Source organism: Microbacterium sp. MYb66 (assembly GCF_002979435.1).
Classification (GTDB): domain Bacteria; phylum Actinomycetota; class Actinomycetes; order Actinomycetales; family Microbacteriaceae; genus Microbacterium.
The window spans coordinates 20,108-32,279 of the sequence record NZ_PCOV01000013.1; the positions used below are offsets into that span (position 1 = coordinate 20,108).

At 71.6% G+C, this 12,172-nt stretch carries 14 protein-coding genes; 7 read left to right on the forward strand and 7 right to left on the reverse strand.

Features of this window, described 5'->3' with window-relative positions; genetic code table 11:
- Positions 1-16: 16 nt before the first annotated feature.
- The gene (locus CQ045_RS17570) at positions 17-676 is read right to left on the reverse strand and encodes a response regulator transcription factor (protein WP_105726112.1); all 660 of its coding nucleotides are present in this window, start codon (positions 674-676) and stop codon (positions 17-19) included.
- Complete coding sequence (locus CQ045_RS17575; RefSeq protein WP_105726114.1) at positions 669-1,877, reverse strand: ATP-binding protein; 1,209 nt, start codon at positions 1,875-1,877, stop codon at positions 669-671. The genes CQ045_RS17570 and CQ045_RS17575 overlap by 8 nt, the downstream gene beginning before the upstream one ends.
- Before the next feature lie 114 nt (positions 1,878-1,991).
- Here CQ045_RS17575 and CQ045_RS17580 point away from each other — a divergent pair, with 114 nt between their 5' ends.
- From CQ045_RS17580 to CQ045_RS17595, 4 genes are read left to right on the forward strand one after another with little or no spacing between them, the layout of a single operon-like run.
- A complete protein-coding gene (locus tag CQ045_RS17580; RefSeq protein WP_105726116.1) occupies positions 1,992-3,614 on the forward strand; it encodes a PspC domain-containing protein in 1,623 nt (540 codons plus the stop codon).
- Complete coding sequence (locus CQ045_RS17585) at positions 3,611-3,919, forward strand: hypothetical protein (RefSeq protein WP_105726118.1); 309 nt, start codon at positions 3,611-3,613, stop codon at positions 3,917-3,919. Before CQ045_RS17580 ends, CQ045_RS17585 begins: the two co-directional genes overlap by 4 nt.
- A 10-nt stretch (positions 3,920-3,929) precedes the next feature.
- Positions 3,930-4,670, forward strand: a complete 741-nt coding sequence (locus tag CQ045_RS17590) for a LysR substrate-binding domain-containing protein (RefSeq protein WP_105726120.1) — start codon at positions 3,930-3,932, stop codon at positions 4,668-4,670.
- Positions 4,671-4,705: 35 nt separating this feature from the next.
- Complete coding sequence (locus tag CQ045_RS17595; protein WP_105726122.1) at positions 4,706-5,422, forward strand: GMP synthase; 717 nt, start codon at positions 4,706-4,708, stop codon at positions 5,420-5,422.
- Between the two features lie 2 nt (positions 5,423-5,424).
- Here CQ045_RS17595 and CQ045_RS17600 read toward each other — a convergent pair whose 3' ends face one another.
- Positions 5,425-5,895: a glutaminase gene (locus CQ045_RS17600; protein WP_105726124.1), complete on the reverse strand. Its 471-nt coding sequence runs from the start codon at positions 5,893-5,895 to the stop codon at positions 5,425-5,427.
- A complete protein-coding gene (locus CQ045_RS17605) occupies positions 5,892-7,106 on the reverse strand; it encodes a cation:proton antiporter (protein WP_105726126.1) in 1,215 nt (404 codons plus the stop codon). Before CQ045_RS17605 ends, CQ045_RS17600 begins: the two co-directional genes overlap by 4 nt.
- An 86-nt stretch (positions 7,107-7,192) precedes the next feature.
- On the opposite strand from CQ045_RS17605, the gene purU reads away from it, so the two are divergent.
- Positions 7,193-8,044, forward strand: a complete 852-nt coding sequence (purU, locus tag CQ045_RS17610; RefSeq protein WP_105726128.1) for a formyltetrahydrofolate deformylase — start codon at positions 7,193-7,195, stop codon at positions 8,042-8,044.
- On the opposite strand, the gene CQ045_RS17615 is transcribed toward purU, so the two are convergent.
- Positions 8,041-9,087: a nitronate monooxygenase family protein gene (locus CQ045_RS17615; RefSeq protein WP_105726130.1), complete on the reverse strand. Its 1,047-nt coding sequence runs from the start codon at positions 9,085-9,087 to the stop codon at positions 8,041-8,043. The genes purU and CQ045_RS17615 overlap by 4 nt on opposite strands.
- Before the next feature lie 99 nt (positions 9,088-9,186).
- Between CQ045_RS17615 and CQ045_RS17620 the strand changes: the two genes are divergently transcribed.
- Together CQ045_RS17620 and CQ045_RS17625 are read left to right on the forward strand one after the other, a co-directional pair.
- A complete protein-coding gene (locus CQ045_RS17620) occupies positions 9,187-9,459 on the forward strand; it encodes a DUF6412 domain-containing protein (protein ID WP_105726132.1) in 273 nt (90 codons plus the stop codon).
- Between the two features lie 63 nt (positions 9,460-9,522).
- Positions 9,523-10,302 (forward strand): membrane protein insertase YidC, encoded by a 780-nt coding sequence (locus CQ045_RS17625; protein ID WP_105726134.1) that lies wholly within the window; start codon positions 9,523-9,525, stop codon positions 10,300-10,302.
- On the opposite strand, the gene CQ045_RS17630 is transcribed toward CQ045_RS17625, so the two are convergent.
- Together CQ045_RS17630 and CQ045_RS17635 are read right to left on the reverse strand one after the other, a co-directional pair.
- Complete coding sequence (locus tag CQ045_RS17630) at positions 10,274-11,191, reverse strand: DMT family transporter (protein ID WP_105726136.1); 918 nt, start codon at positions 11,189-11,191, stop codon at positions 10,274-10,276. The genes CQ045_RS17625 and CQ045_RS17630 overlap by 29 nt on opposite strands.
- Before the next feature lie 50 nt (positions 11,192-11,241).
- Positions 11,242-12,126: an SDR family oxidoreductase gene (locus CQ045_RS17635; protein ID WP_105726138.1), complete on the reverse strand. Its 885-nt coding sequence runs from the start codon at positions 12,124-12,126 to the stop codon at positions 11,242-11,244.
- Positions 12,127-12,172 lie beyond the last annotated feature (46 nt).

Genomic DNA, 12,172 nt, shown 5'->3' on the forward strand with positions numbered 1-12,172 from the left:
GGGTCGCGTGGCCCGACTACAGCAGTCGTCGCTCCGACGCCCAGGCCGTGAGTTCGTGCCGCGATGAGAGCTGCAGCTTGCGCAGCACGGATGACACGTGGGTCTCGACCGTCTTGATCGAGATGAACAGCTCGGAGGCGACCTCTTTGTAGGCGTAGCCGCGGGCGATCAGACGCATGACCTCCTGCTCGCGCGCCGAGAGCCGGTCGAGTTCATCCGTCGCGGTCGCGGTCTCGCCGGCGACGGCCCCGAACGCGTCGAGCACGAAGCCGGCGAGCCGGGGTGAGAACACCGCATCGCCGTCGGCCACGGCATGCACGGCCTTGCTGACCTCGATGCCGGACGATCCCTTGGTGATGTAGCCGCGCGCACCGGCACGGATCACCCGCACCACATCGGCCGCCGCATCCGACACGCTCAGCGCGAGGAATCGTGCGGTGGTCGGCGCCGAGCCGCGGATCACGGCCTCCCCGCCTGCCGCGTCGTCGCCGCTTCCACCCGGCAGATGCACGTCGAGCAGCACCACATCGGGCTGCGTCGCGCCGATCACCGCGATGGCGGACGGCACATCCGCCGCCTCGCCCACCACGTCCACGCTCGCATCGAGGTCGGCCCGCAGACCGGAGCGGAAGATCGAATGGTCGTCGACGATCACGACGCGGATGCTGTCAGCCACGGTTCTCCTCCCGGGTGGACATGATGCTCAGATGCACCTCGGTGCCGTTCTCGTCGCTGCGGACGCCTCCAGAGCCGCCGGCGCGGCGCATCCGGCCGATGATCGACTCCCGCACCCCGAGGCGGTCGCTCGGCACGTCGTCGAGCGAGAACCCGGCACCGCGGTCGCGGATGAACACGTCGACGCCGTTCGCGCTGCCCTCGATGTACACCGAGATCTCGCCGCCGGCGTGCCGGGCCGCGTTCAGGATCGCCTCGCGGGCCGCGGCCGCCAGCTCGCCACTCGCCCGCTCGGCGGAGAGGCCGGCCGAGACCACGTCGATGCGCACGGGATAGTCGAGCTCGAGTGCCCCCGCGTAGTCGCGCAGGTCGGTCGGGAGGTCGCTGTCGGCCGGGGCGTCGCCGTCGTACAGCCACGCCCGCAGCTCGCGCTCCTGGGCCCGTGCGAGCCGCGCGGCCTCGCTGGAGGCGCCGGCCCTGTTCTGGATGAGGGCGAGCGTCTGCAGCACCGAGTCGTGCAGGTGCGCGGCCATCTGACTGCGCTGCTCCTCGCGGATGCGGCGCACCCGCTCACCGGAGAGCTCGCGCCAGCGGGGTATCAGCGCCGATGAGGCCACGGCGGCGAGCCCGGCGAGCGGGAGGAGCACCAGCGCCACTCCCGACCGGGCGACGGGCCAGGAGAGCAGCACCGTGAACAGCAGTGCCAGCAGCAGGATCGAGACCACCCGCACGGTCATCGTGTGGCGCGGTCCGCGGGCCGTATCCGTGCGGTCGATGAGGGTGGCCCAGAGCCCGGCGCCGGTCGCGAACGCGGTCGCGCCGCCCACCACGATGGCGGCCAGGTCCGGCGGGATCGACCCGCTCAGCCAGTCGCTGCCCCCACGCCAGACCAGGACGACGAGCATCCCTACAGCGGCCGGAGCGAGCAGCAGCCAGGCCACCGGCATCCGCCTCGTCGGTGCGCTCTCGCCCTCGGCCCACGGTGTGAAGACCCAACACCAGGCGTAGAGCAGGATGCCGGCGCCACCGCACAGGGTGAGCGCGATGAACAGCGCCCGTACCAGCCCCACGCGCACGCCGAGGTGACGCGCGAGACCAGCGCTCACACCGGCCACCAGACAGTCGCGGTCGCGGGTCAGCGGCGGGCGCGGCGGCGCCGCCACGCGCGAAGGCCGCGCAGAAGCGTGCGCCGAAGAGGACATGACGCCATCCAATCATCCGTGTGCCCGCTCCGGGTCCTCCCCGGCGCAGAATCAGGGGTCGCTCAGGGGTTCCCCCCATGGCAGGGCACCACCCGCTGCCGCCAGGATCGAAGCATGACGATTCCGACTGCGCCACCGCCCCCCGCCGACCACGCCGCTCCGGCCAGCGGCACTCCGGGCACCGGCATCCCTCGCGGAGCCGAACGCTTCCTCCTCTGGGTCGCCGGCCTCGGCGTCGCCCGGACCGAGGGGTGGCTCGGCGGTGTCTCGGCGGGCATCGCCGCACGGCTGCGCATCGACCCGCTGATCGTCCGCGGCGTCCTCGTGGTCGCGGCCCTCTTCGGCCTGCCGGTCATCTTCCTCTACGCCGCGGCCTGGGCGCTGCTGCCGGATGTCGACGGCCGCGTGCACGTCCGCGATCTGCTCCGTCGCGACTACCAGCCGGTGCAGTGGGGCATCCTCGCGATGGCCGTCATCGGCCTGTTCCCGACCGCTCCGCTCGCGGGCCGCCTCTTCGGCCTCGGCTACGACGGCTGGTCGGCCCTGTCTCTCCTGAGTTGGATCGTCGGCCTCGTGCTCGTCGCCGTCCTCCTCATCCTGATCGTGCGTGCTGCGAGCCGCACCCCGGGTGCTTCCGCGCCGGATCTGCCGATGGCTTCCGCAGATCCGGCGGCCCCGGCCGCGTCCGTCACCCTCGGCGGTTCGGGTACCGCCGAGGGGACGGACGCCACACCCGCGGACGGCGCGTACGCTGCGACGGATGCGGACACCGTGGTCGCGGACACCCCTGCCCCGACCGACCTCACCCCCGCCGATGCACCGCCTCTCGATCCCGCTGCGACCGCGGCGATTCCGCCCGCACCTCCCGCACCCCTGCCTCCAGGGTCGCAGGACCCCGCGGCCCTCGAGGCCTGGCGCGCCCAGCACGCCGCCTGGAAGGAACAGGATCAGGCCTGGCGACGTCAGCAGCAGGACGTCGAGCGCGCCGCCCGCGACCAGCTGCGCCGCGAACGTCAGGCCGAGGCCGCCGTGTTCGCCGCCGAGGCCGCCGAGCGTCGCCGCATCCGCCGCGCATCGAACCCGAGGGCCGGCTTCGCGTTCGCCGCGACCATCCTCGGTCTCGCGATCATCACGGGCGCGGCGGTCGGTCTCGTCGCGGGTGGCGAAGTCGTCGGCACAGCCCTCGGACTGCTCGCGGCCGCCCTCATCCTGGCGCTCGGGATGATCGTCGCCGGAGCGTTCCGCCGACGCAGCGGCTTCCTGGCATTCATCACCGTGCTCACGCTGGTGGGCGGGCTCGTCGTCGGCGGGTTCTCCTCCCTGCAGGGGGTCACCTTCGGCTGGGCGTCGATCACGAACAATCGCGCGGAGCACATCCGCCAGCCGTTCGGCGATCTCTCCCTGACGCTGTATCAGCATGACGACGCGCCCCGGCCGATCGTCGTCGAGAAGGGTTCCGGAGCGACGTACATCTACGTGGATCCGGGCGTCCAGCTGCAGCTGCGCGCCACCGTCGACACGGCGAACGTCACCTGGACCCGCGTCGACGGCGAAGACGGCACCATCCTCGATTCGGGCGACTGGTCGGCGACACGGCGCGACGGAGAATCCCTCGTGGTGGAGAACATCTCCGCCGAGGGCGCGTCCACGACCACGATCCAGCCCGTCACCATCGATCAGAACAGCGGCGAGATCTCGATCACCGTCGCCGAGCCCACGAAGGAAGACCAGCGATGAGCACGCCCACGATCACCGAGACGACCACCCGTCCCCGCACCCGCTGGGCGGCCATCATCTGGGGACTGCTGTTCGCGACCATCGCCGCCGTCGCGCTCGGCCAGCTCGCCGACGCGACCCGTCGGGAGACGATCGCGGACGCACTGATGACCATGACCCCCACGACGACCACCGCGATCGTCCTGCTCACCGCCGGGGTGCTGCTGCTCGTCGGCGGGGCAGCGGGACTCATCCGCCGTGCGCAGCGGAAGCTGGCGGCGGCGGCCGATGACCGGCGAGAGGTGCCGGGCCCGCTCGCCGAGTAGCCTTGTCCGCATGGCGAATCAGGGAAGACGGCCCGCGAAGGGCGCAGGCCGCGGCACACCCGTACGCCGGAACAAGGCTGCTCCTGCCGAGCGGTTCCCCCCGCAGAAGCCCAAGAAGAAGACGGCCAAGGTCGTCTTCGACGCCCCTCAGCCCAAGCCCGACGAGCCGCGCACCTTCCGACTCGGAGCCGTGCCGGGTGCGACCCCGGGCAAGTGGATCGACGCCTGGAAGCAGCGGATGCCGCGGGTGCCGCTCGAACTCGTCCCCATCGAGGCCGCCACGCAGCGCGCCGCGCTCGACGATGTCGACGCGGCGCTCGTGCGTCTGCCTCTCACGGATGACTCCCTGCACATCATCCCCCTGTACGACGAGGTCCCGGTGGTCGTCGCCGCGGCGGACTCGCACCTGATGACGGTCGATGAGCTCACCGGCGCCGACCTGGAGGGCGAGGTCCTGATCGGGCTGACCGACGACGTGCTCGGTCCGCTCGCTCTGCCCGGCACGACGCCGGCCCGCATCGCCTCACTTCCGACCGATCAGGCGATCGCGACCGCGGCATCCGGTATCGGCATCGTGATCGTCCCGATGTCGCTCGCCCGGATGCACCACCGCAAGGATGCCGACCACCGCGCCCTCGCCGACGGACCGACTTCGACCGTCGCCCTCGTCTGGCCGCGCGAGCGCACCACGCCCGACGTCGAGACCTTCGTCGGCATCGTCCGCGGGCGCACCGCCAACTCCTCCCGGTGACCGGCGGCGTTCGTCGCGCTCGTTAGAATCTCCTGATGGCCTCGCTCCTCTACGTCTGCGTGCGTCCCGAGCTCGGGGCGGCGGATGCCGAGCACGCCTCGTTCCGGCGAGCCCTCGGCGTCGACGTGGTCGATCGGCTCGACCTGCTGCAGACGCCGCTCGACATCGCGCGCGTGCGCGGGTACGACGGGGTCGTCGTCGGCGGTTCGCCGTACAACGTCTCCGACACGGTGAAGTCCGCGGAGCAGCTGCGCGTCGAGGCCGACCTGCGCACGCTGGCCGACGCGGCGATGGCCGCCGAAGTCGCGGTGTTCTTCACGTGCTTCAGCATCGGCGTCGTGACCCGCATGCTCGGCGGCGAGGTCGTGACCGACATGCCGGAGCCCGCGAGCGCCACCGTGATCGACGTGACCGAAGCCGGCGCCGCCGACCCGGTGTTCGGCCCCAGCGGCTCCGCGCTCACCGTCTTCACCGCCCACAAGGAGAGCGCGGCGAGCACCCCGCCCGAAGCCGTGCTGCTGGCGACCAACGCCGCCTGCCCGGTGCAGGCCTACCGCGTGGGCAGCCACCTCTACGCAGCGCAGTTCCACCCCGAGCCCACTCCGCGGGACTTCGCCGACCGGATGACGTTCTACCGCACCACCGGCTACTTCGACCCCGACGAGTTCGATGCGGTGCAGCGGCAGGTGCTCGCCGCATCCGTGACCGAGGGCGCGGCGCTCCTGCGTCGGTTCGCGCAGACGTTCGCCTGAGCTCAGCTCGCCGCCGAGTCGCGCAGCAGCGTCACACGCTCACGCAGGTATGCCTCCAGCGGCATGAATCCGCCTGCCGTGCTCCATCGCACCGACGGCACTGCGTCGACCAAGGCCAGCGGACCGGACGAGCCACCGGCATCCACCGCATCCACGTCGATCACGCTCCACCCGACGTGCACCACCTCGCCCTCGCCGAAGCCGCCGCGCAGAGCCTCGGCCCGGCGTTCGGCACGCTCGCGCGCCGACTCGGCCGTGTAACCGCGGCGCCCGGGGTCGGCCGCCCGAAGCACCTCGGCCGTGGCCAGGGCGTGCGTCTCGGTGAGCAGCAGAACGCCCAGGTGCCAGGCCTCGCCCACTCGCACGATGCGGCGGCCGCGCCAGCGGGAGTCGCGCTGCTCCCCCAGACCCTCTTTCGGCGCATCCCTGAGGTCGTGGACCGCCTGGGTCAGCAGAGCGGATGCCGTGGTCACAGCTCCCCCTGCAGTGATTCGCGGGCGCGCTGGGGACCGACGACCTCTTCGCGATCCCCGCGGAGGGTCATGCCGATCAGCGGGTACAGCAGCACCGACAGCATGCCGGCGCCGACGAGGGCTGCCGCCGTACCGGTGTCGAGCATGTCCTGGTCGACGCCGATCGCGGTGACCGCGACGATGATCGGGAGTCCGGTCGCGGCGAGGAGTCCGAGCGCCGCACGGTCGCGGATGCTCATCCCCGCCGGCGCCGACAGCTGCGCGGCCGACCCGCGGATCACGAGCAGGGCGATGAGGAAGATCGGCACCAGCGCCAGCGCAGCGGGAGATGCGAGCAGCGCCTGCAGGTCGAACGTGACACCGGTGTAGAGGAAGAAGATCGGCACCAGGAAACCGAACGCGATGGCCTCGATCTTGCTCTCGACCTGCTCCGCGGATTCCTTCGGCGCACGCGACATGATGATGCGCCAGACCGCACCGGCCACGAACGCCCCCAGCAGCATGTCGAGGTCCAGCATCACGCTGAGCCCGACGAGGGCCGCGATGAGGAGGATCACGAACCGCACCCCGAACTGATCGGAGGTGTGCAGCGTGGCGAGGACGATGCGATGCAGACGCCCATGCGGCATGCGGTGCGCCAGCAGCACGGCGACTCCCGCCAGCGCCACGAAGGTCAGGAGGACGGCCGTGGCGATCGGGGTGGTCCGCGTGCTCAGGAAGATCGAGATCGCGATCAGCGGCAGGAACTCGCCGACCGCCCCGATCACGCTGATCGCCCGGCCGAACGGCGTGTCCAGCTCGCGCGCGTCGCGGAGGATCGGCATCAGGGTGCCCAGCGCCGTCGAGCTGAGGGCGATCCCGATGACCACCATCCCCTCGCCGGGCGCGAAGAAGAAGCCGAGGCCGATCCCCAGCAGAACGCTGAGCAGCCACCCGAGCGAGGCCCGGGCGAGGGGCTTGCCCGCGACCATCTTGAAGTCGATCTCGGTGCCGGCGACGAAGAACAGCAGTGCCAGGCCGAAGTCGCTGAGCTTCTCCAGCAGGGGCCCCGGCTCGACCCAGCCGAGGACGGCAGGACCGACGAGGATGCCGAGCACGAGCTCGAACACGACGATCGGGACCCGCACCACGGGGCGCACGCCGCGGGCGAGCAGGGGCGCGGCGACCGCCAGCAGGGGGATCAGCACCAGGCCGAGGTCGCTCGCTTCCACGAGTCTCAGAGTAGCGAGTCGCCTTCCGCGATTCGCCCCCGGTGTGCATCCACGGCAGAATCGATGCACACCCTCGAGGAGCCCCCATGTCTCAGCCCGATACCGCCCGCCTGCTGATCGCCTGCGACGACCAGCCCGGCATCGTCGCCGCTGTCGCCGGTGTGCTCGCCCAGCACGGCGCGAACATCATCTCGCTCGACCAGCACTCGACCGATTCCGAGGGCGGACGCTTCTTCCAGCGCACCGTGATCCACCTCGACGGTCTGTCCGCCGCGCGCCCGGCCCTCGAGGCGGACATCGCGGCCGTGGCCGAGCGCTTCGGCATGGAGTGGTCGCTCCACGACGTCGCCCGGCGCAAGCGCGTGGCCATCTTCGTGTCGAAGTACGACCACTGCCTGATGGAGCTGCTGTGGCGCACGCAGCGCGGACAGCTCGACATCGACGTCACGATGGTCGTCTCCAACCACCCCGACCTGGCCGAGTCGGTCCGATCGTTCGGCGTGCCGTTCGTGCACATCCCCTCCGGCGACAAGGCGGCGATGGAGGAGCGCCAGCTGGAGCTGCTGCGCGGCAACGTCGACCTCGTCGTGCTCGCCCGCTACATGCAGATCCTCACGGACGACTTCATCACCCGCCTCGAAGCACCGGTGATCAACATCCACCACTCGTTCCTGCCGGCGTTCATCGGTGCCAACCCGTACGCGCGGGCCAAGGATCGCGGCGTCAAGCTGATCGGCGCGACCGCGCACTACGCGACGGCCGACCTCGACGAGGGACCGATCATCGAGCAGGACGTCACGCGCGTGACCCACTCGGAGTCGGCGGCCGAGCTGCAGAGCCGCGGCGCCGACGTGGAGCGTCTGGTGCTCGCCCGCGCCGTGCAATGGCATGCCGAGGACCGCGTGATCGTGCACGGCAAGTCCACCGTCATCCTCTAGCGCTCGGTCGGAACCCCCGCGACCAGGTCGGCGAACACCTCGGCCGCGGTCTCGTGACGGACGAGCGGGGCGGCCTGACCCATCCACAGCGACTGCAGCTCGCCGAGGTTCTGCTGCCCGGCCGCGGCGCGGAAGCGGCCGGTGAGCCAGTTCTGCATCGGGAAAGGCGCGATCGTGCCGCTCGCCTCGATCGCCCGCACAGCCCGATTGCGCGTGCCGCGCGCCAGCCGTCCGCTCATCGCCCGCGTGAGCACGGTCTCGTCGGCCGCGGTCGAGCGGATCGCGTCGCGGTGCGCCTGGTTCGCGGCCGACTCCGCCGTGGCGAGGAACGCCGTGCCGACCTGCACGCCGGAAGCCCCCAGCGCGAACGCCGCAGCCACGCCCCGCCGATCGGCGATCCCGCCCGCCGCGATCACGGGCACCTCGACCGCATCGACCACCTGCGGCACCAGGGCGAACGTCCCGACCAGCGACTCTTCGGCGGGACGCAGGAACGACACCCGGTGGCCGGCGGCCTCAGCCCCGGTCGCGACCACCGCATCCGCTCCCGCATCGGCGAGCGCGACCGCCTCCGCCACGGTGGTCGCCGTGCCGACGATGCGGACGCTGCGGCGGCGCGCCTCTTCGACGACCGCAGCGGACGGCACGCCGAACACCACGCTGAGCACCGCGGGCGCGATCTCCCAGATCGCCTCGAGCTGCTCCTCGAGCGGCGGGTTGTACCGCTCCGGCCGCGCGGGCACGTCGACACCGACGGCCTCGTAGAAGGGCTGCAGCGCCTGCGCGAAGATCGTGTGCTGCGGATTCGGCTCGACCTCGTCGCCCGTGGGCAGCCAGATGTTCACCGCGAACGGTCGGTCGGTCAGCGCCCGGAGCTCGGCCCCGGTCGCGCGGATGCGGTCTCCGTCGTAGCCGTACAGACCGAACGAGCCGAGTCCCCCCGCGTTGCTCACCGCGGCGGTGAGGGCGGTCGAGGAGAGCCCGCCGAACGGGCCGAGGATGATCGGATGCTCGATCCCGAGCAGGGCGCGAAGGTCACTCATGCTTCGACGTTACGCCCGCGGCGCACACTCGGGGCCGGCCACGACGGCCGGATCCGCTGACCCCGGTGCTACCCTCGCTGGAGAGAGGGGAGCGCGCACATGAGCGAGTGGTTCGGGCAGATGCTGAGCTTCGTCGCGACCGCGCTCGGGCTCGTCTCGATGCCGGACGCCGCAGCCCTCGGGCTCGCGATCGCGCTCCTCGCCGTGACCGCGCTCACGCTCGCGATCGTGTTGAGCGTGCGCCCCGAGGCCACCGCAGGCGCCCCGCATCCGTTGCGGGCGATCGATGTCGGCACCCTCCTCACGCAGAGCGATCCTGATGCTGCCGGGCATCCACGCCCTCGGGCGCCGGGAGTCGCGACCGCCGCGTAGTCCGTTCACACGGGATTACGCGGCTTTCGCCGACCCTTCCCGACGTCACGAACGGACACTCCCTTGGACATCTTCGCCTTCCCTCCTCTCGCCGCGCTCCTGAACGCCGCCTACGGCGCTCTGGCCGGCCTCTCCGACCTCCTCACCCCGATCGCCGGGGCCTCCGCCGCCGCCCTCGCCGTCGTGCTCGTCACCCTGTCGGTGCGGGCGCTGCTCATCCCCGTCGGCATCTCGCAGGCCAAGGCCGAGCAGACCAGGGCGCGCCTCGCGCCGAAGCTGCGCGAACTGCAGCGCCGCCACAAGAAGAACCCCGAGCGCCTGCAGAAAGAGATGATGGCGCTGTACAAGGCCGAGAACACCTCGCCGTTCGCGGGCATGCTCCCGGTGCTGGCACAGGCGCCGGTGGTCGGCATCCTCTACACGCTGTTCCTCCGCCCGGAGATCGCCGGTCACCCGAACGACCTCCTCACGCACGACCTGTTCGGCGCTCCGCTGGGCACGAGCCTGGTGTCCGCACTCTTCGGCGGCACCGCGACCCCGGCCACGTTCCTGGTGTTCGGCGTGCTGCTCGCCGTGATGATCGCGGTCGCCGAGGTCACCCGCCGGGTGTTCCGCCCGACGCCGGTCGAGGGCGACGACTCTCCGATGAACTCCCCCACGATGCTGCGGGTCCTGTCGTCCCTGCACTACCTGACGGCGGTGTTCGCGGCCTTCGTGCCGCTCGCCGCGGCGCTGTACCTCACGGTCACGGTGGTGTGGACGCTCGTGCAGCGCATCATCCTGCGTCGGCGGTTCCCGCTGCCGAACCCGGCCGTCAGTCGGGCAGCGGTATCGGGGCGGTGAAAGGGCCGGAGGGGCCGTCGTCGCGGCGGTCCCTCCGCACGCCCAGCGTCGTCCCCACGCTCGCGGCGATCACGAGGGCGACGGCCAGCATCCGCAGCGGCGTCGCGTCCTGCCCCAGGATCAGCCATCCGGCGAGGGTGGCGAACGCGGGTTCGAGGCTCAGCAGCACGCCGAACACGCGCTGCGGGAGGCGGCGCAGGGCAGCGAGCTCGAAGCTGTACGGGATCACCGACGACAGCACCGCGGTGATCGCCGCGAGCAGCAGCAGCTGCGGATCCATCGCCACCGTCGACGCTGCCGGGATGCCGACCGGGATGAGCAGCACCGCGGCCACGAGGAGTCCCATCGCCAGACCGCTGTTGCCGGGGATGAGGGCGCCGACGCGGGCGCTCATCCGGATGTACATGACCCAGAAGCCGGCGGCGATGAGGATGAACACGACGCCGAGGGGGTCGAGCGGCTCGGCGCCGATCAGGCCGTCGATGCCCAGCACGACCATGCCGAGGAGGGCGACGCCCACCCACGCGGCATCCGCGAGTCGACGAGTCAGGACGGCGGCGAGCACGAGCGGACCGAGGAACTCGATCGCGACGGCAGGACCCAGTGGGATGCGGTCGATCGCGGCGTAGAAGAAGCCGTTCATCGCGGCGAGGGAGACGCCGAAGAGCACCGCGGCGAGCCACTGCGGGCGGGTCCACTTCCCGGGCTTCGGCCGGACGATGACGACGAGCAGGATCGCGGCGATCGCGACGCGCAGCGACGTCACTCCCCAGGGGCCGAGCACCGGGAAGAGCTGGGCCGCCACCGCCGCGCCGAACGGGAGCGACAGGCACGACCCGATGACGAGTGCGACGCCCACGAGGGGACCGGAGGCGGCGGGCTTCTGCACCAGACAAGCTTAGGCGGCGACCCCCGTCGGAGCCGCCGCCCGACCTCGGCTCAGAGGGCCTTGCCGCCCGTGACCGCGATGACCGATCCGGAGGTGTACGAGGACTCGGCCGATGCCAGATACACGTACGCTCCGGCGAGCTCGGCCGGCTGTCCTGCGCGCCCGAGCGGAGTGTCCTCGCCGAAGGTCGCGAGTCGCTCGGCATCCCACCCGGTGGCGGGGATCAGCGGCGTCCAGATCGGGCCCGGCGCGACGGCGTTGACCCGGATGCCCCGGGGCCCCGCCTCTTCGGCGAGCGCCTTCACGAACGCCACCTGGGCGGCCTTCGTCATGGCGTAGTCGATCAGCCCTGGCGACGGGTTGTAGGCCTGGACGGATGCGGTCACGATGATGCTCGCGCCGGGCCCGAGGTCGGGATAGGCCGCTCGTGCCGAGAACAGCAGGCCCGCGAGGTTCGTGTCGAACACGCGGCGCATCCGCTCGGTCTCGAGGGTCTCGAAGCCGTCGATGTCGTGCTGATAGCCGGCGTTGAGCACGAGCACGTCGAGCCCGCCGAGCTCGCTCCTCGTCCTCGCCACGATCTCGGTCGCGAACGCCTCGTCGCGCAGATCTCCCGCGAAGCCGACTCCGGTGGCACCGGTCTCGCGGACCAGGGCGAGCGTGTCCTCCGCGTCATCCTGTTCCTCGGGCATGTGCGCGATGGCGACATCCGCCCCCTCACGTGCGAAAGCGATCGCGACCGCTCTTCCGATGCCCGAGTCGCCACCCGTGATCAGCGCACGGCGCCCTTCGAGACGACCGTGTCCGACGTAGGTCTGCTCACCGTGGTCGGGCACCGGTCGGGTCTGCTCGGTCAGTCCGGGCTGATCCTGGTGCTGGGCGGGGAACCCCTCTTCGCGGTGCGCGTGCCGGGGGTCGGGTGCGGTGTCGGTCATGGCCGATCCTCCTCGTCGTCGGTGTGACACCACACTCGCCGACGCG

Bases quoted from the DNA above. Each gene is read 5' to 3' on its own strand.
- CQ045_RS17575 (WP_105726114.1), bottom strand. From the start codon at position 1,877: ATGTCCTCTTCGGCGCACGCTTCTGCGCGGCCTTCGCGCGTGGCGGCG.
- CQ045_RS17580 (WP_105726116.1), top strand. From the start codon at position 1,992: ATGACGATTCCGACTGCGCCACCGCCCCCCGCCGACCACGCCGCTCCG.
- CQ045_RS17585 (WP_105726118.1), top strand. From the start codon at position 3,611: ATGAGCACGCCCACGATCACCGAGACGACCACCCGTCCCCGCACCCGC.
- CQ045_RS17590 (WP_105726120.1), top strand. From the start codon at position 3,930: ATGGCGAATCAGGGAAGACGGCCCGCGAAGGGCGCAGGCCGCGGCACA.
- CQ045_RS17595 (WP_105726122.1), top strand. From the start codon at position 4,706: ATGGCCTCGCTCCTCTACGTCTGCGTGCGTCCCGAGCTCGGGGCGGCG.
- purU (WP_105726128.1), top strand. From the start codon at position 7,193: ATGTCTCAGCCCGATACCGCCCGCCTGCTGATCGCCTGCGACGACCAG.
- CQ045_RS17615 (WP_105726130.1), bottom strand. From the start codon at position 9,087: ATGAGTGACCTTCGCGCCCTGCTCGGGATCGAGCATCCGATCATCCTC.
- CQ045_RS17620 (WP_105726132.1), top strand. From the start codon at position 9,187: ATGAGCGAGTGGTTCGGGCAGATGCTGAGCTTCGTCGCGACCGCGCTC.
- CQ045_RS17635 (WP_105726138.1), bottom strand. From the start codon at position 12,126: ATGACCGACACCGCACCCGACCCCCGGCACGCGCACCGCGAAGAGGGG.